At 50.2% G+C, this 18,370-nt stretch carries 17 protein-coding genes and 1 other annotated feature; of the genes, 8 read left to right on the top strand and 9 right to left on the bottom strand.

Annotated elements, in window-relative coordinates:
- Positions 1-278: 278 nt before the first annotated feature.
- Positions 279-1,631, bottom strand: coding sequence for an aminotransferase-like domain-containing protein (locus M2277_RS21730; protein WP_152827113.1), 1,353 nt, complete (start codon positions 1,629-1,631; stop codon positions 279-281).
- Between the two features lie 105 nt (positions 1,632-1,736).
- On the opposite strand from M2277_RS21730, the gene M2277_RS21725 reads away from it, so the two are divergent.
- From M2277_RS21725 to M2277_RS21715, 3 genes are all read left to right on the top strand, one after another.
- Positions 1,737-2,336 carry a DJ-1/PfpI family protein gene (locus M2277_RS21725; protein WP_280755498.1) on the top strand — a complete coding sequence of 200 codons (600 nt, stop codon included), beginning with the start codon at positions 1,737-1,739 and terminating at the stop codon, positions 2,334-2,336.
- A gap of 301 nt (positions 2,337-2,637) precedes the next feature.
- On the top strand, positions 2,638-3,201 hold the full coding sequence (locus tag M2277_RS21720; RefSeq protein WP_006207152.1) for a sigma-70 family RNA polymerase sigma factor: 564 nt from the start codon (positions 2,638-2,640) through the stop codon (positions 3,199-3,201).
- Entirely contained in the window at positions 3,191-3,694 is a 504-nt protein-coding gene (locus M2277_RS21715; RefSeq protein ID WP_076153011.1) for a DUF3600 domain-containing protein, read from the top strand. The genes M2277_RS21720 and M2277_RS21715 overlap by 11 nt, the downstream gene beginning before the upstream one ends.
- A gap of 191 nt (positions 3,695-3,885) precedes the next feature.
- Here M2277_RS21715 and M2277_RS21710 read toward each other — a convergent pair whose 3' ends face one another.
- Both M2277_RS21710 and M2277_RS21705 read right to left on the bottom strand, forming a co-directional pair.
- On the bottom strand, positions 3,886-4,692 hold the full coding sequence (locus tag M2277_RS21710) for a phosphotransferase family protein (RefSeq protein WP_280755497.1): 807 nt from the start codon (positions 4,690-4,692) through the stop codon (positions 3,886-3,888).
- A gap of 222 nt (positions 4,693-4,914) precedes the next feature.
- Positions 4,915-6,489, bottom strand: coding sequence for a sigma-70 family RNA polymerase sigma factor (locus tag M2277_RS21705; RefSeq protein WP_280755496.1), 1,575 nt, complete (start codon positions 6,487-6,489; stop codon positions 4,915-4,917).
- 169 nt (positions 6,490-6,658) lie between these two features.
- Positions 6,659-6,929: a binding site (T-box leader), on the top strand.
- 48 nt (positions 6,930-6,977) lie between these two features.
- Between M2277_RS21705 and trpS the strand changes: the two genes are divergently transcribed.
- Entirely contained in the window at positions 6,978-7,961 is a 984-nt protein-coding gene (gene trpS, locus M2277_RS21700) for a tryptophan--tRNA ligase (RefSeq protein WP_280755495.1), read from the top strand.
- A 196-nt stretch (positions 7,962-8,157) separates the two neighbouring features.
- Here trpS and M2277_RS21695 read toward each other — a convergent pair whose 3' ends face one another.
- Positions 8,158-9,207, bottom strand: coding sequence for an NAD(P)/FAD-dependent oxidoreductase (locus tag M2277_RS21695; RefSeq protein ID WP_280755494.1), 1,050 nt, complete (start codon positions 9,205-9,207; stop codon positions 8,158-8,160).
- Positions 9,208-9,530: 323 nt separating this feature from the next.
- Between M2277_RS21695 and M2277_RS21690 the strand changes: the two genes are divergently transcribed.
- The 4 genes from M2277_RS21690 to M2277_RS21675 all read left to right on the top strand — a co-directional run bounded on the left by M2277_RS21690 (position 9,531) and on the right by M2277_RS21675 (position 13,384).
- Positions 9,531-10,403, top strand: a complete 873-nt coding sequence (locus tag M2277_RS21690) for an ABC transporter ATP-binding protein (RefSeq protein ID WP_036640309.1) — start codon at positions 9,531-9,533, stop codon at positions 10,401-10,403.
- Positions 10,357-11,304, top strand: a complete 948-nt coding sequence (locus M2277_RS21685; protein WP_006207162.1) for an iron-hydroxamate ABC transporter substrate-binding protein — start codon at positions 10,357-10,359, stop codon at positions 11,302-11,304. Before M2277_RS21690 ends, M2277_RS21685 begins: the two co-directional genes overlap by 47 nt.
- A gap of 68 nt (positions 11,305-11,372) precedes the next feature.
- Positions 11,373-12,377, top strand: a complete 1,005-nt coding sequence (locus tag M2277_RS21680) for a FecCD family ABC transporter permease (RefSeq protein ID WP_063478131.1) — start codon at positions 11,373-11,375, stop codon at positions 12,375-12,377.
- Positions 12,374-13,384, top strand: a complete 1,011-nt coding sequence (locus M2277_RS21675; protein ID WP_006207166.1) for a FecCD family ABC transporter permease — start codon at positions 12,374-12,376, stop codon at positions 13,382-13,384. The genes M2277_RS21680 and M2277_RS21675 overlap by 4 nt, the downstream gene beginning before the upstream one ends.
- 196 nt (positions 13,385-13,580) lie before the next feature.
- On the opposite strand, the gene M2277_RS21670 is transcribed toward M2277_RS21675, so the two are convergent.
- The 5 genes from M2277_RS21670 to M2277_RS21650 form a co-directional block, all read right to left on the bottom strand.
- On the bottom strand, positions 13,581-15,131 hold the full coding sequence (locus M2277_RS21670) for a BCCT family transporter (protein WP_040680066.1): 1,551 nt from the start codon (positions 15,129-15,131) through the stop codon (positions 13,581-13,583).
- Positions 15,132-15,403: 272 nt separating this feature from the next.
- Entirely contained in the window at positions 15,404-16,381 is a 978-nt protein-coding gene (locus M2277_RS21665; RefSeq protein WP_063478133.1) for a ring-cleaving dioxygenase, read from the bottom strand.
- Between the two features lie 291 nt (positions 16,382-16,672).
- Complete coding sequence (def, locus tag M2277_RS21660; protein ID WP_036640316.1) at positions 16,673-17,191, bottom strand: peptide deformylase; 519 nt, start codon at positions 17,189-17,191, stop codon at positions 16,673-16,675.
- 4 nt (positions 17,192-17,195) lie between these two features.
- On the bottom strand, positions 17,196-17,438 hold the full coding sequence (locus tag M2277_RS21655) for a helix-turn-helix domain-containing protein (RefSeq protein ID WP_036640318.1): 243 nt from the start codon (positions 17,436-17,438) through the stop codon (positions 17,196-17,198).
- Between the two features lie 249 nt (positions 17,439-17,687).
- Positions 17,688-18,332 carry a class D sortase gene (locus M2277_RS21650; RefSeq protein ID WP_036640320.1) on the bottom strand — a complete coding sequence of 215 codons (645 nt, stop codon included), beginning with the start codon at positions 18,330-18,332 and terminating at the stop codon, positions 17,688-17,690.
- Between the last annotated feature and the right edge of the window lie 38 nt (positions 18,333-18,370).

Here is an 18,370-nt window from a genome sequence, read left to right as displayed (position 1 = left end):
TTGTCCCTTAATTGCCATACAAAAATGCACCCCCTAGAATTTCATCGGATAAACCAGGGGTTTATTCCAATGTCCATTCTAAGGGGTGCACTTCATGACGGTGTGGGTCTTTTACTTGTACATCATTGCGACTGAATATCTCCTACATCGACAATCCATTTAATCATATCCTGACATATCTGAAGGGTTCTTAATAGCAAACTAGAGGCAGCGGCCTAACATGAGGTCGCTGCCTCTAGTTTGTCTTCATGTTGTAAGTCCAAATACAGCCCCCTCTGTTAACGCACCCTGCGCTCCAAGCGCCGGATCTCCTCCTCAATCACGATAAACCCTGCCTCGATCTGAGGCTGCTCCACGCCGATAATGCATAGCCGGATCCGGTCATTCCGCTGATTCTCCGGCAGCAGGTGCTGGTCCACGTTTGTCACCGAAATCCCCTTCTGCTTCAGACGATCCTGCAGTACAGAAGCTTTCACATACTGCGGCAGTTGCAGGGTGATGAACACGCCTGAGGAAGGGCACGTATATTGAATGCCGCTGCCGAAAACACGTGCGCACACTTCGATAGCATATCGCATCTTCTCTCGGTAATGGTCACGGATTCTGGTGGCATGGCGCCTATACATCCCACTCTTCATGTATAGCTCCAGCGCGCCTTGGGAGAGGATCGGCGACGCTATGTCCGCAGCGTTCTTGTAGTTTATGAACAGGTCCACAAGTCGTTCGGGGAGGATGGCGGCACCCATTCGAATCCCCGGAAGAATCGTCTTGGAGAAACTCTTGATATAAATCACCTGCTTGCCATCGTCCAGGGCGTACAATGGATCGGCCTTCGCATCCTCTTCAAGGTCCGCAAGATAATCATCCTCCACGATATAAACACCGTACTTACTCGCAAGCTCCACAATCCGCTTCTTCTGTTCCAGCGAATAAGACGTACCGAGCGGATTGAGGAATCTCGGCACCGTGAAGAAGAATTTGATCTGTCCGCTGCCAAAATGGGCCTCCAGCTCTCCCAGGTCAATCCCCTGATCATCCCGCTGGATTCCGATCACCGGACACCCCGCAACATCCGCGGCCGCCAGGAACCCAAAATACGTCGGCTGTTCCACAAGAACTGCCTGCCCCTCCCCCGGAAACGGCATCCGCGTCAGGATCGAGAAGGCCTGCTGAGCGCCTGTCACCACCACGATCTGGCCTGGCTGCGCAAAGATCTGCTGCGCATGGAAGTGCTTTCGCAGCTCATTCCTCAAGTTGGCGATCCCTTGCGGATCGGTGTAACCGAACAGTTCCTCCTTATACAAGGAAATGGCCTGGCGCAGGCAGTGCTCGATCTGCTGGAACGGCAAAAAATCGCCCCTGGGTGTCGTTGAGGCGAAATCGATCGGCCCGCTTTCAGTCCGTGTATGGGAGCGGACCTTCCCCTCTACCAGATAGTACCCGCTCTTGGATACCGCATAGATCACATCTTCGCGTTCCAAGGTCTGATACGCATGAACGACCGTATTGGGACTGCACGAGAACATGTGGGCCACCGCCCGGATCGATGGCAGCTTATGACCCGGCCGTATATGACCTTCTTCCACTTCCCGGATCATATACGCAACGATTTGTTCATGCTTCGTATCCATCCCGCTCATCCCCCTGTATTAATACAGTTGCTATAAATGGTCCTTCCATTTTCCGAGCTCATGATTAGAATTAGTTTAACACATTTTGAAAGGAAGGTATTTATTATGAAAATGGCTTTCATCCTGTTCCATGGCATGACGGCTCTGGACCTGATCGGCTTCACCGAAGTCATAACCAGGCTCTCCCGCATCCGGCCGGAAGCGGAGGTCTCCTGGGATTACTGCGCGATGACTTCACACATTACCGATGATCGCGGGCTGGAATATGTGATCGGCCGGGTAAAGCCCGATCTTTCCAAGTATGAGCTGGTTTTTGTTCCCGGCGGCTTTGCCACGCGGAAGCTGCGACAGGATTCCGAGGTAATCGCATGGCTGCAGACGGCCCGGGAAGCAAAATATCTCGTTTCCGTCTGCACCGGATCACTGCTGCTTGGGGCAGCCGGTTTGCTGGAGGGCAAGCGGGCTACCTCCAATGCTTCGGCTTACGATCTTTTGGCACCCTACTGCAAGGAGGTCGTTCAAGCGCGCATCGTGCGGGATGGCCGCCTCATTACAGGCGGAGGGGTATCTTCATCCATTGATCTCGGCCTCTTCGTGCTTGAAAGGTTAACCGATGCGCCAACCGTGGAGCTCGTAAAATCGGATATGAGCTACCCCTACTACCAGACAGGAACCTCAGCCTCGGTCTATCACGCCATGAATTGACGATGACCAAATCCCTTCAGGACCCGAGCACGATTCCCCAGTTGTTTGTCCGCTTCTCCTAGGTAGTCAAGCTCGTCACCAGCTTCTCTTTGTTCAAACAAGCCTTCCGGAAGCTGTTCCATATTTAATAGATGTGCCAATCCTTCTCTATAATGTGCCTTTCCTCATCATGAAATTTAGTGATACACCCTGAAAAAATTCCTGAAATAGCGAGTATCGAAAAAAAAGTTTATTCTCTTACTGAACCTTTTTGCCCACGGGAGCGAATTAAGAGTTGTAACAAGTTCAGGAGGGGCCCCAAATGAATGATAAAGAGTTACTTCCGTGGCTTGAACAAGCGAAGCTCGGCGACGAGTCGGCCTTTCAGCTTGTCTATCAGGCGACTCATCAAGACGTCTATCGGACGGTTGCTTTTCTCGTCTACAACAAACAGGACATTGAGGATATCGTGAATGAAGTTTACATGCGCATGTGGCGGTCGATGGACAAGTACGACCCGAACCGGCCATTCCGATTTTGGTTGCACGGGATCACGGTCCGGCTTGTCCAGGATTGGAAAAGAAAGGCCTGGCGGCGAATTCGCCTCTTTGAACGAAACCGCCAGACGACTTGCGAACCGTTCGACTGGACGGACAACGCGGTCCTGCGGTCCGAAACGCAGCATGAGCTGTTCAGCCTTGTCCGTCAGTTGTCGTATAAACTTCGTGTCGTCGTTATCCTTCGCTATTTTCACGACTATGCTCTGGAAGAAATCGCAGACATGCTGCAAATCCCCGTTGGCACAGTGAAATCCAGGCATCATCTGGCACTGAAAGAACTCCGAAAACGATTCGAGATGACGGGAGGTGACGCGTATGTCCATTGACAAGGAATTACGTGAAGAGCTTCGCCAGGTGGCAGATTCGATGCACTGTCCACCTGAATTGTATGGGCGTGTTAAACAGTCCTACCAACACTATGCGAACGAAAAGAAAGGTAGATCTCCCATGAAAAAACGCATGCTTGCAGGTATTGCCGCAGTAGCCATCCTGATTCCGTCAGCCGTATATGCTTCTTCCTATCTAGCCGATGGTATATTCGGTTCTTCTACAACCATTGAACAGATCGGCGGTACCCAGGAAGATTATCAAGAGATTGAGGGAATGCTTCAAGCAGCAAAAGACAAACTCACGGAAGACGAATTCAAGGAGTATGTGGAGCTGACCAAGCAGTTGATGCAATTAAAGCTGAAGATCACCGATAAAAATGGGGTCAAACATGAGGAGAAGCTGACCAAAGAAGAGCAGCAGCAGTTTGAGGAGCTCGCCTCCAAGCTGGCTCCGTACTTCGAGAAGATTAAAGGACCCGCCAAGCCGTAAGAAGCAGGGACCCATCCGATGTGGATGGAGTCCCTTTTTTCTCGTCAGGAGCCCGGGGCGCTGCCCTTATACGATGGTCTGCTCAAAAAGCCATCTCTTGCACCATGGAACAGCACCATTACTTTCAGCTGATCGGCATGACTACGCCTGTTGGCGCATCTACTCTGGAGATGATCGGCATAACCGGCTCATCAAGCATACGCACGTAACCGATCATCAATAAGCTCCATTAGCCATGCCCGTTCACCTGGAACGTCTTCTCTCAATCTGGCTGCCGCTACCGGCAGCATCCAGCGGTGGATATCCTCCCGCTTTGCATGGGACAGGCGGCAGTATTCGTTCAGATATACTCTATTCCACATCGTACGGGCAGCCCGGAGCACAACCGCCATAATCCTTGATTGCTGCAACGGGTTAAACGGTGACTGAAACATCAGGGATGTCCTGGCGACATCGCACAGAGGGTTACCAACATTGGCGTTGTTCCAGTCAATCGCCCGGCATCCATCCCCCGTAACCACTATATTGTCGGGATGAAAGTCTCCATGACAGATGGAGTCCCCTTCCGGCAAAGACTCCAGCATCTTGCAGATCGTCTGAGCTTTATCCTGTAAAATGCCGCGGGCATCCATTATGGCATGTTCCAAATTTTCTTTTTGCCGCGGCAGTATGGTTGTTGTGCAGCCGTGAGTGGCATGCTGGAGCCGTGCCATATCCCGCGCGCATTTCCTTAACTGGAGCGGGGACGATTGCACCTGATGCAGCATCGAGGACCCTGTAATTCGTTCATATACGAGCCCTGTCCTCCCCTCGAGCTCCACCATGCCAAATACGGCCGGTGCCGGCACGCCGGCTTCCGAAACAATGCGCCCCATCTCCGCCTCATACGTTATCCATTCTGGACGGTACCCTTGGTAGAACAGCTTCAAGGCCTGAAACTCGCCCCATTCATAGACCTCTGCACTCCTGCCTTTTCCGATCAAGACACCCTTCTCCAAAGCACTTCCTCCATATCTTTATCAGCTTGATTTAAATTTCGAACGTATCTTTGACACCATTGTATGCTAAAGAAGCGGCTATGAATTCCCGCCCTGGGATGAGAACCTGCTCCGTCCAGAGACCGAGTTGTTTCAGGCCGCCCCCATCCGGAAGATCAGTTTTTTTAAAAAAAGGACGATCCACCTGAATATTCCAAGCAGGATCGTCCCCTTAGTCTGATGTCATTCTGATTCGCCCGCTAGCACTATCGTTCTTTGCTGCACGTCCCAGCGCCACAGCGGAGCTTTCCCCTGCAGATGCAGGCCGCCAATCCACTTATCGACGATGTTTGTATGGGCGTAGTCCGATTTCGCAGCCAATACATCCCTTCCCAGACTCGTCACCTGAAGCATGCAATCTCGGAAATCGGGAGCCTTCGCCTTGAATTTTGGAAACGATGCTGCGCCATTAATGTCCAGCAATGCATGCGGTCCCTCCGTCATCGCGGATAAATAATACCAGAACTCCAGATCACCAATTCCGAGTACATGAAGCTGGTCACCTACCTTCCGAAATAACTCATAAGGTGTGTTGATTCCACCCGCCACAGCCTCTAACGTGGCCTGCTCGATGATCCCGAGCCCGCTGCTCACGGAAGGCAGACGTGACAGGTGAGCTTCAAATGCATCTCTGACAAACGGCAGCGCCGTATAATCATCCTGCAAGATGCGCTGATGTTTCTGCGGCTGATCCGAAGTGTAGGCTTCCCATACCTTACTTCCCAGCGTTAGCTCCTCATCTCCAATTGTGTGCCATGTACCCGCCAAAGTCTCCAGCGTCGCTGAGCTAAGCTGCCCCAACCCACGGAACAGCTCAATACCGGGATACGCGCCTATGCACAGCAGGCTAAGCTTCGTATTCCCCAGCGGCCGGTCCTTAAACCAATTCAACAAATAAGACAGCATCGTCTGGTCAAACAGGTCATGCTCAAACCAAAGGACAACTTCATCATATTTTCCAAAATCCTGCAGCTTCTGCTCCTGCAACTCACAAGTGTCCAGATATTCCTTCTGCGGGATTCCAAGCGTTTGTTCCAAATACTGCGCCCTTGCCTTTCGGTTATCGGGCTCATCCATTTGCGGGAATACCGGACCGAACGAGTACAGCTCCCTCCAAACCAGAATATCCCCCTGGACTTTTCCTTGCTTCAGCTTATCTCCAACCGAATCTCCGTTTACGATATGCAGCATGCGTTTACCTCCCTCATATAGATCAGAGAACACCGATACAAAGTCGGCAACATGAAGCGTGTTCTTCAGCTTCCGCCGTGCATCAAACAGCCTCTTCTTCAAGGCAGACAAGGACACATCCAAATATTCAGAAATTTCCTGAAGGCTGTAGCCCTGAAAATAATATAGCTCGACCGCAATTCGCATGTTCGATGGCAATTCCTCTATCGTCCCATGCAACTGACCGATCATTTCTCTCCTCTCCACAATCGACTCCAAGCTTTGCTGATTAATGATGGGCTGCTCAAGCTCATGGAGCGGCAGTGTCCGAAACTGTTTTCTGCGCAGGTATCTGTAGCATTGACGCTCCACGATCACCTTGAACCATCCGGGAAATCGCCGGGGGTCCTGCAGCTTATGGAGATTGCCAAAAGCCTCGGTGAACGCCTCCTGCATCGCATCTTCCGCTAAGTAGGGATCCTGTAATTTGTCGTAAGCCACAGCTAACGCCATGCCTGTATAATGTTTGACCAATTTTTCATGGGCTTCCGCACTACCCCTCTTGGCATCCTCGATCCACTGGAACACTTTCTTCCGTACCTCCCTTCATCATGTCTCTATAAAGAAGTGCCACTTTATATGAAAAAGGTTACCTTCCTGATTGACATTCACATAACAACTGTGTAATGATTCTCATCATATCCATCCTGCCTGCACTCATGCTGAACAGGATGGATGAAATTCATGAACAACATACCACACGGCTATGAGAAGGAATAGTAGCTTATTCCCAAGGTTAAAGCGAACCGGCGGTTGGTGCGAGGCCCGGTACCCTGGAATATGTGAATGGATCTTCTCGCTTCAACCCGAACCTCTGGAAACACTAGAGCAGTAGGCCTTGACGGTGCTCCCCCGTTACCTTGGGAGAGATGACAGAAACCAGTGAGCAGTCAAGTCCTCTGTCATGCTTAAGTGCGACACTTCAGTCGAATTCGGGTGGTACCGCGGAGTTACACTTCGTCCCATAGGGGATGAGGTGTTTTTTGTGTTGTTCCAAATGATCAGGAGGTGTGTGAATGAAACGATTATTGTCAGGTATCAAACCCAGCGGAGATTTGAATATTGGCGGATACGGGGGCGCACTTCGCCAGTATGTGAATCTGCAGCATGATTACGAAGCCTATGTCTTTGTCCCGGACTTCCATGCGGTTACGGTGTATCAGGACCCCAGGAAGCTGCACCAGCGTACGCGGGACATTGCCGCTCTCTACATCGCGTCGGGCATTGATCCGCGCAAAGCGACAATCTTTCTGCAATCGCAGGTTCCTGCGCATGCGGAGCTTGGATGGTTGCTGGAGACGCAAGCGCATTTCGGGGAGTTAAAGCGAATGACCCAATTCAAGGAGAAATCGGACGGCAAAGATACGGTGAGCTCTGCACTGTTTACGTACCCGGTTCTGATGGCTGCCGATGTGCTGCTCTATCAAGCAACGCATGTGCCTGTCGGCGACGACCAGAAACAGCATCTGGAGCTGACCCGTGATGTGGCAGAGCGCTTTAATAACCGGTTTGGCAGCACGTTTATAATCCCTGAGCCGATCATTCAGGATATTGGCTCCCGGGTCATGGGATTGGATGATCCATCGAAGAAGATGAGCAAGAGCAATCCCAACAAGAACAGCTGCGTCCACATGATGGATTCGCCGGAGGATATCCGCAGGAAGTTCTCCAAAGCCGTTACCGACTCCGAAGGCGAGGTTCGTCACGATTGGGAGCAGAAGCCTGCTGTCAGCAATCTGATCGAGATCTATTCCGTATTCTCCGAGGAAGATATCTCCATCATCGAGAAGCGATATGATGGCCAGGGGTATGGCACCTTCAAGAAGGAATTGGCCGAGGTGGTCATTGAGAAGCTGCTTCCGATTCAAGAGAAGTTCCATCAAATCGTGGATTCTTCCGAGCTTGACCGCATCTTGATAGATGGGGCCCAGCGGGCTGCCCAAACTGCCAGCGGAACACTCCTTGCTGCCAAGAAAGCGATGGGTTTTGTCACGTTTTGAAAGAACCGCAGGGCGTCCATTTGTTGACGGTTTCCTTAGGGAATCAGATCAAAGGGGCGCCCTGACTCTGATGGCGCAGCTGATCAGCTACGGCCCGTTGATTACTTCAGGGATTATCCAGAACAATAGGGGAACGCAAAAAAAGAAGCTCGGATTCCCTCGCTTCTCTTCTATAATAAAGCGGCATGCCTTCGTTCTAATTGATCAATTGCTTCACTAGTTCGCGATTTCGTTCCTTAAATACATCATTATGCGAAGAAACCATGGCGTAACTTGTGGCGTCCGGTTCAATGAATTGCTTCGCGCTGTTCACCGCATTCGCTGCATCCTGGAAAGCACCCGCAATCAAGTGCAGCTTCCCGTCAAAATGCAGGATGTCACCTGCGGCATACAGTCCGGGTACGGAGGATTTACAGCTTGCGTTGCCCGCAATATAGTAGTCGTCTTTCCGTTCAATATCGAGCTTGCTGTTCTCCAAGAGCGACATATCCCGTTCGTAGCCATGGTTAATGATGACTTCGTCCACGGCCAGATACGAAACTTCCCCCGTCTCGTTATTGGTCAGTTCCACCCGCTCGATCACCTCATGATTATCGGAAGCAATAAGCTTCGTGATTGATGTATTGAGATGACAGGTCGCCGTACTGTTCATCAGCTGCTCCACCTGGGCTTCATGACCCGACAATTCGCCCTTGCGATAGGCCAGGAACACCTTCTCCGCCACAGGCTCCAACTCGTTTGCCCAATCCACCGCCGAATTTCCTCCGCCCGACACGATGACGGTCTTGCCCTTGAAATGCTGCAGGGACTTCACCGTGTAATTCAGGTTCGACACTTCAAACCGCTCTGCTCCTTCAATCTTCAGCTTCTGCGGATTCAGGATACCTCCGCCGACCGCCACGATAACCGTTCGGGACAGATGCACGCCGGAATGCGCGGTATGTAATTCGAATAGCCCTTCCTTGTTACGGACAATCGATTCCACTTTCTCGTTTAGCAGCACTTCGGGATTAAACGTCAAGCCTTGCTGAACCATCTGTTCGATCAGCTTCGCGCCCGGAGTCGGCGTCAGCCCGCCGACATCCCATATCATTTTCTCCGGATAGACGTGAACCTTCCCGCCTAGCATGGGTTGATATTCTATAATCTTGGTCTTCATTCCACGCAGTCCACTATAAAAAGCAGAATATAATCCTGCTGGTCCTCCACCAATAACGGTTACATCAAATATCTCATTCCCACTCATGCATTTCACTCCCGGTCTATAGATTAAAAGGCTGTTGTGATCACCTTGTAACGTAAATGATTATCATTATCAATTAGTATACGTTGACTTCCTCTGTTTTACAATCAAACATTTATTAAAAATTCATTTTGTCACAATTTCGCCTATATACAGTCATTCCATAAGACCATAACCTACATGTTGTTATTATTATGAAGAAACATGAATATTATTTGAAATTTCCATTAAGATATTTATTGACAACGGCGCGCCTCCACATTATATTTATGGATGAAATTGAGAATCATTATCGTTTGATTGCTAACTATTCTGGAGGTGACATGATGATTCGCCTAAGTACAGATCGAATAAGCGTCGGCTACGGCGAGAATCTGATATTGAATCGTCTTAATGTAGATATTCCTGATAAAAGAATCACAACTATTATTGGTCCTAACGGCTGCGGCAAGTCTACTCTTTTGAAAGCCGTTACCCGCATTATTCCCTATCAAGCCGGAGCTGCCATTCTCGATGGAGAAGAAATCGCCAAAATGAATACAAAGCTGCTGGCGAAGAAACTCGCGATTCTGCCTCAGACACCCGAAGGGCCAGGTGGACTGACCGTTGGCGAGCTGGTATCTTATGGCCGCTATCCACATCAGCGCGGTTTTGGCCGCTTGTCCAAGCAGGATATGGAAGTCATTGACTGGGCTCTGGAGGTTACGGGAACCCAGGAATATAAATATCGCTCGGTGGATGCTCTATCCGGTGGGCAGCGCCAGCGGGTATGGATTGCGATGGCACTTGCGCAGGAGACCGAGATGATTTTCCTCGACGAGCCGACCACTTATCTGGATATGGCGCATCAGCTTGAAATCCTGGAGCTTCTGGAGAAGCTGAATATCGAGCAGCAGCGTACCATTGTCATGGTTCTGCATGATCTCAACCAGGCTGCAAGATTCGCTGATTACATCATTGCGATGAAAGACGGAGACATCATTCAAGCCGGAGATCCGGAAGAGGTTATCTCCCACGATGTATTAAAGAAAGTATTCCATATCGATGCAGAGATCGGCCGCGATCCCCGCACCGCGAAACCTATATGCATCACATACAATCTATTAAAAGGGGAAAAAGAGAATGTACTCAAAACGGAGCAAAACGACAACTATGAAGAAGCTACTCATCCCGTTTATCGCACTGCTGTTCATTCTTAGCGCTTGCAACAGCAAGCCGGCAGAGACAAGCAGCAGCAATGCAGGAACTACCGAAACACCTAAAGCGGAGCAAACGGAAACTGCAGCGGGAACCATTACATATGAGTCCGAGAACGGACCCATCGAGGTGCCGGCCAATCCGCAGCGTGTCATTGTGTTATCCGCGTTCACAGGCAACCTGATTGCGCTGAACGTCAATCTTGTCGGGGTTGATTCCTGGTCTAAAAACAATCCGGCATTTGCGGATAAAATCAAGGATGCTATGGAAGTCAGCGACGAAAGTCTGGAGAAAATCATTGAGCTTGATCCCGACCTGATCATCGGTCTCTCCAATATCAAGAACGTCGACAAACTCAAGGAGATTGCGCCAACCGTTACCTATACCTACAACAAAGTGGATTATCTGACCCAGCATCTGGAGATCGGAAAGCTGGTTAACAAGGAGAAAGAGGCGCAAGCCTGGATCGACGATTTCAAACAACGCGCCCAAAAAGCCGGTGAGGATATCCGTGCCAAAATCGGTGAGGATGCCACGGTATCCGTCATCGAGAATTTTGAAAAGCAAATTTATGTATTCGGCGATAACTGGGGCCGCGGTACCGAAATTCTCTACGGGGAAATGAAACTGAAAATGCCTGAAAAGGTAAAAGAAATGGCATTGAAAGACGGCTACTATGCGCTGTCCGCCGAAGTACTGCCGGAGTTTGCCGGCGACTACGTGATCTTCAGTAAAACCCCTGGGGCGGATAGCTCTTTCCAGGAAACCGAAACATACAAACAAATACCGGCTGTGAAGAATGGCCACGTATTCGAAGCTGATGCGACACGGTTCTATTTTAACGATGCTACTACGCTCGACTACCAACTGGATTTCTTTATTGAACATTTTCTGGGCAACTAACATATGAATCTGCCCTGAGCCAGACTAACTACGAGTTATTCAAACTTTAAAATGAAAAGATGATTCTCATGCCAACAAAACGGTCTATTCCTTTTTCTCTTAAATTGATCGCAGGCATCATCGTATTCATTGGCATGTTTGTCATTGCGATGGTGTTCGGTGCGGCTGAAACCACCATCAAGGATGTGTGGTTTGCCCTTACCACCTCAATGCAAGGCGAGAAATTATCCATCCTTCGGGAAATTCGCCTGCCCCGTGAGGTTGCTGCCATTCTGGTGGGAGCCTCGCTTGCGGTCTCCGGCGCCATCATGCAGGGAATCACGCGCAATCCGCTGGCTGACCCCGGTCTGTTAGGCCTTACCAGCGGAGCCAATGCGGCTCTGGCTTTTACGCTGGCCTTCATTCCTACCGCCAATTATTTCGGCATTATGGTGGCCTGCTTCATTGGATCGGCGGTTGGGGCTGTCATGGTCTTCGGAATCGGAGCCATGCGAAGAGGCGGCTTCTCTCCCCTGCAGATGGTGTTGGCCGGTTCAGCTGTCTCGGCATTTTTGTACGCCATCGCAGAAGGCATCGGTATTTATTTTAAAATATCCAAAGACATATCCATGTGGACGGCTGGCGGCGTAATCGGCACGTCATGGGGTCAGCTTCAGACGATATTTCCGTTTATTCTAATAGGCATTGTCATCGCCATCGTATTATCCAGACAGCTGACCATCCTCAGCTTGAGCGAAGAAGTCGCTGTCGGCTTGGGGCAAAATATCGCAGCCATCAAACTCATTCTGTTTGTGGTGATTGTCCTCTTGGCAGGAACGTCCGTAGCATTGGTAGGGAATCTGGCCTTCCTCGGCCTCATGATTCCTCATATCGTCCGCGGTATCGTTGGAACCGATTACCGCCACGTGATTCCGATGTCGGCAACGGTTGGAGCCATCTTCATGCTGTTTGCTGACACGGTCGGCCGGACGCTGCATGCTCCTTATGAGACGCCGGTTGCTGCCCTGATTGCCATTATGGGATTGCCCTTCTTCCTGTTCATTGTGCATAAAGGAGGGCGTGGACTAACATGATTCATCCATCCTTAGTAAGAAAGCAGCGCATAACATTTATTGCCCTGTTCGTGCTGACACTGCTGACCATCCTGATCGGGCTTGGTCTGGGTTATTCGTCCGTCAGCTATGACCGGATTCTGCCGACCCTGTTCGGCCAGGGCAGCTTCAAAGAAAAGTTCATTATCTTTGATGTTCGTCTGCCGCGCATGATCATCACGCTGCTGGCAGGAATGGCACTTGCGCTCTCCGGTGCTATTCTGCAGAACATTACCCGCAACGACCTCGCTGATCCCGGCATTATCGGAATTAACTCCGGCGCCGGGGTAGGGGTAGCCGTATTCTTCTTGTTCTTCCCGATTGAGGCGGGTTCCTTTATATACATGCTGCCGCTTGCCGCATTTATCGGTGCCGTGCTGACCGCGGTGTGTATCTACCTGTTCTCATTCCGAAAAGGCCAAGGCCTGCAGCCCGTTAAACTGGTGCTTACCGGCGTCGGGTTCTCCATGGCGCTTTCAGGTGTCATGATTGTACTCACTTCATCCGCTGAACGAACCAAGGTCGATTTTATAGCCAAATGGTTAGCGGGTGGTATATGGGGTACCGATTGGCCCTTCATTGCTGCGCTTCTGCCATGGCTGATTATCCTGGTTCCCTTCACGCTGTACAAAGCGCAGCGAATGAACTTGCTGGGATTAAGCGACCCCGTAGGCATCGGGGTGGGCGTGTCCATCGAGAAGGAACGCATTGTGCTGCTTCTGGCAGCTGTAGCTCTTGCAGCATCTGCCGTGTCTGTGACGGGCGGCATTACGTTCATTGGACTCATGGGCCCGCATATCGCCAAAGCGCTCGTAGGTCCGCGGAATCAGCTCTACATTCCGATTGCTGTATTGATTGGCGGCTGGCTGCTGCTGCTTGCAGACACGATCGGGCGCAATATCGTAGATCCTGACGGCATCGCCGCCGGGATCATGGTTGCCATCATCGGTGCGCCGTATTTTGTATATTTGCTGCTCAAGAAAAAATAACAGGTTTTCCTGCTGGTTTTCCCAAAGCCTTTATTACGCTCCCCCCGGGTGTAATAAAGGCTTTTTTTGCAGTACGACCGTTGTGGTCCATGCAGAGCCTATATCTTCAGCAACAAAATAAAAAGGGAACACTGCATGAGTGCCCCTTATGGTAAACCGTAAAGTATCTGTTCCCGCTTCTTACGACGTTTTCCTCTCACTTCTTACCCTTGTTCGCAGCCTCCTCCAGATGACGGAACCGTTTGAGATCGGCCTTCCGAATCGGAAGCGGTTCACGGCGCAGCAGCTTCACGATCGCAATAATGAGAAGCAGCAGCAGCACGGTGAATGGCAGTGCTGCGATCAGTGAAGCCGTCTGCAAGGCTTCCAATCCACCGGCGTAGAGCAGCACGCCGGCGATTGCTGCCATGAGTGTGCCCCACACGATTTTTGCAATTTGAGGAGGGTTCAGGCTGCCGTAAGTCGTCATGCTGGATAAGATATAGGTCGCTGAATCCGCCGAAGTCACCAGAAAGGTCAGAATCAAGATAATCGCGAGCACATTCATCACAGACGAGAAGGGCAACTGGTTAAACAGCTGGAATAAAGCGGAGGTGACATCCGCATTGACGGCCGCCGCAATCCCTGTATTCTCGTGCAGATCAAACCAAATTGCCGTCCCGCCGAAGACAGCAATCCAGAGACAGGCAATGACGGGCGGCACGACCATCACACCCACAATGAATTCCCGAACGGTTCTTCCCTTGGAAACTCTGGCTACGAAGGCTCCCACATATGGCGACCAGGCAATGGCCCACGCCCAGTAAAAAATCGTCCATTCCCGTACCCATGTCCCTTCCGCATAAGGTTGGAGCCTCAGGCTGTACGACACAAAATTCGAAACATAATCCCCGATTGCCAGCGTAAACGTTTCAAGTATGAATACAGAGGGTCCGGTAATAAATACAAACAATAAAAGGACAAGTGCCATCGCAAGGTTCAGATTGCTTAAATACTTAATGCCCTTGTCCAGTCCCGTAGTCGAAGAGATCATATACGCTACAAAAATAATCCCCAGCACGATCAATTGCAGACCGACCCCATTGTTTATTCCCATAATGGAGTTTAAGCCGCCGCTCATTTGCAGCACGCCCAGTCCAATAGAGGTAGCTATCCCCATGACTGTAGCGATAACAGCCAGAATATCAATCGTATTCTTCACGCCCCGTTTGGTGCCGGTGACAGGTTCAAGTGCCGTAGAGACCAGCCCGTCCTTCTGCTTGCGAAATTGGAGAAAAGCGATGACAAGACCAACCAAGGCGAAGACGGACCACTGACTGATTCCCCAATGAAAAAAGGAATAGCCCATAGCCACACGCGCGGCCTCAACGCCCTCTGCTTCCACGCCTGCAAAGGGTGTATTAAAGAAATGGCTCATCGGTTCGGCAACACCCCAGAATACCAGCCCCACCCCGAAACCGGCGGAGAACAGCATGCCGATCCAGGTAAAGAACGGATAATCCGGCTTTTCCTTGTCTCCGCCTAAACGAATCGTGCCATATTTGCTTGCCGCAACCCAAATCAGAAAGACGATGATGATGAATATCGAGAGCAAATAGAACCAACCGAAACTATTGGTTGTGAATCTAAAAAGATACCCTGCTACTTCCCCGAATGCCCCCGGTCTAATTGCCCCCAGGACAGCCAAAACCGCAATGATTACGGCCGATATCGAAAATACAACGTTTTTAAACAAACTTCCTTTCACACGCTCCACCTCAGCCAATTCGTTATGGATTCCTATACAGTATTTGTATTTAAACCAGAATTGATGTACTTAATCGGTAAATTGGCTTGTTGCAGTGAATTGTCATCTACAGGGAGATCGTGAGACAACAGCCCGGCGGTGGCTGGCTGTACATCATATCGTGGATCTTCCACTCAGGTTGAATGTGATGGCATGAATATAGTCGTTACATAAAAAAAAGCAATCCGCCGCTTGTTATAAACAAGCCGGATTGCTTCTTGGACTCACGATATTTATTCCTTCACGAATTCCTTCGTGCTGCGCACCGTGTCAATCTGACGAACCATACCCTCAATCTGCTCGCGCTTCGATTCCAGGAATGGAGGCAGGGACAATTTCTCGCCCAGCGTTTCATACGGCTCATCCCCCATGAAGCCCGGACCGTCGGTTGCGAATTCAAACAGAATCTGCGGGGCCACCCGTGCATACAGGGACTGGAAGAAGAAGCGGTCCACGAAGCCGGATGTATGGAACTGGAAGTCGTCCAGACGCTTGATCCAGTGCTCCAGCACCGATCGGTCCTCTACCCGGAAGGCAGCGTGATGAACGGTTCCGAAGCCCTGCTGCGCTCTTGGAAGAACCGCATTATACTCAACCACCACCTGAGCGCCATTGCCGCCTTCACCAACCTCAAACAGATGAAACGAGCCTTCCTTGGCAATTTCCGTAAACTGCAGCACGTTCTCCATCACTTCCTTGAAGGGATCAAAGCTGGAGACCCGCACAAAGACCGGGCCAAGTCCGGTAATGGCATGTTCCAGCGGGATCGGTCCATTCTGCCATGGCGTTCCCGAAGCCACGCCTGCATTGTTCTCATCGGAGATGAGTTGATACTGCTGATCATCAAAATCAACAAAAGCAAGTGTTTTCTTGCCAAACAGCTCTTGAATGCCTTGGTGCTTCACATCCATCCGGTCAAAACGCTGAACCCAATATTCCAATGCCGCATCATTAGGAACCCGAAATGAGGTTTTGTAAATCTCGTCTGTGCCATGTCTTCCTTTTGGAATACCCGGGAAATCAAAGAAGGTCATATCCGTTCCCGCACTCCCCTTATCATCGGCGAAGAACAAATGGTACGTCCGAATATCATCCTGATTGACCGTCTTCTTCACCAAACGCATCCCCAGAACATAAGTGAAGAACTCATAGTTCTTCTCAGCACTGCTTGTAATCGCTGTTACGTGGTGAATTCCTTTTAATCCATTCATGTTTAAATTCCTCCATCTCATATCATAAATTGTTTGCACGACTATCTTGAATTATTACTTCGATTTAATATATCTTTAATTTAAGATAATAATATCATGATATTCCTGGTTCGTCAATCCCTTCAAGAATTCGAAAATTTGTCGATATCAAAAAAAGGATCGTAAAACAACACATCGCAAAAACGGTCGGAGAGGCTCCGACCGTTTTTTTGTACACATTGTGCAAACATGAGTAGTCGGGGACATGCTTGGATCGCTGTCGACCATCATTAGGCAGCCTTCATGATTGCGCTACGTACCTGTATTGGATAGCCCAATAACAGGGAACAACTCAACGCGCCGATGAGTCTCCTCATGGTACAGCCATCCATCCCGAACATGGTCCACAAAAAGCAGTCCATTAAGATGGTCGATCTCATGCTGTATGCACCTCGCCAGGTAATCCTCACCTTCCAGGATGATCGTCTCTCCTTGCCGATTCAGGGTCTTCACCTTAACGTGATGGGCTCTTTGCACATACCCGTAATATCCTGGATAAGATAGACAAGCTTCCGGGCCCACCTGCTCACCGTTCATCTCCACAATTTCAGGATTAATAAGTTCAATCAACCCTTCACCGCAGTCCATAACAATAAGTCTTCGCAAAATACCGATTTGTGGTGCGGCAAGGCCGGCACGGCCAGCGCTGTCATACAACGTTTCCGCCATATCATCGAGTATCTTTAATGCCCTCGCATTCACGGGATCAACAGGCCGCGCGACTTTTCGCAGAATGGGATCGCCGAATGGCACTATAGCTTTTACTGTCATCCATTTATGCCCCCTTTGTTTTAGAAGGAGGTGTATGCACCCATAAGTCCCCTGGAGTACACTCTAAGGTTGTGCACAGGGCATCTAACGTCTCTGCCTTCATCTGCCTGGGCTGGCTCGTCAGCAATGCACTAATGGAAGCCGCTGAAAGACTGTAATCGGCCTTCTCTTTCATCAGCCTCGCTAACGCAGCTCCCGACCATATCCCTCTCTTTGCCATAACGTTTCGTAGCATCCATTCGAGCAAAGGGTCCCCCTCCATTCCACACACAATATTAGTTCACACCTTATTTTATTAGGTGTCACCTAATATTACAAACTATTTTCCTGCTAATATAGAGGCATAATCTCAAGAAGAGCAGCACTGGGTTCAATCGCCCAAAAACAAACGGAAAGGGACTTCCCCAAAATCATACAGATTTCCCGGAAGCCCCTTAGGGTCTCATCTCACTTCATATACCGCAGCACTTCTTGCAGATCTGCGACAATCAATCTGCTAGCCTGATACCCGTTCAGCCTGGACGATAAGACGATGCGTCGCCTCGTAAAGAGGGTCGCAAGTAATCAGCGTAAGCCTCTGTTCATCAGGGTTGCCTTCCAATACGGACACATCCGTTGGTTCCACAATCGAGATCTGATCCACGCGATAAACCAACTCGCGTCCTGCTGTCATAACAATGATCTCATCACCGTATGTGAGCTCATTCAACCGATTAAATAGCCGCCCGGTCTTATGGGCGCGATGGGCAGCAATGGCTGCATTCCCGGTGTGGCCGAGCTTCGCCGTACCCGTAACGCGAGCCGCTGCATTTTTCATGTTAGACTGGGTTGCCCCTTCAAGAATGGGCAGCTCCAGATCCAGCTTATCAATTCGAATAATGCCGATGGGCGATCCGGCTTCATAATCAGCAGGCTCCTCTTGTCCGGAAGCAGCCATCTCTCCCTCGTCCAGGATGCGAGACAATTCCATGTACTGATAAGCAGCGGAATCTTGTACAGAACGCTGCTCAGCTTCGACCTCTAATCGCGCGGCTTCCCTCAGCAATTCCTTCTGCTGGCGGTCCCCATTCCAATCGCGAAGGATTGGATATAAGAACACGAGAAGCCCAACCACGATAAGAGCAATTGAGAGTTTTCTCATTCTATCCGTCCTTCCCTATGGATGAATTAACATTCAAA

The organism is Paenibacillus sp. LBL, assembly GCF_029893715.1.
In the GTDB taxonomy this organism is placed as follows: Bacteria; Bacillota; Bacilli; order Paenibacillales; family Paenibacillaceae; genus Paenibacillus_AQ; species Paenibacillus_AQ glucanolyticus.
This window is presented reverse-complemented; position numbering and strand designations above follow the sequence as displayed.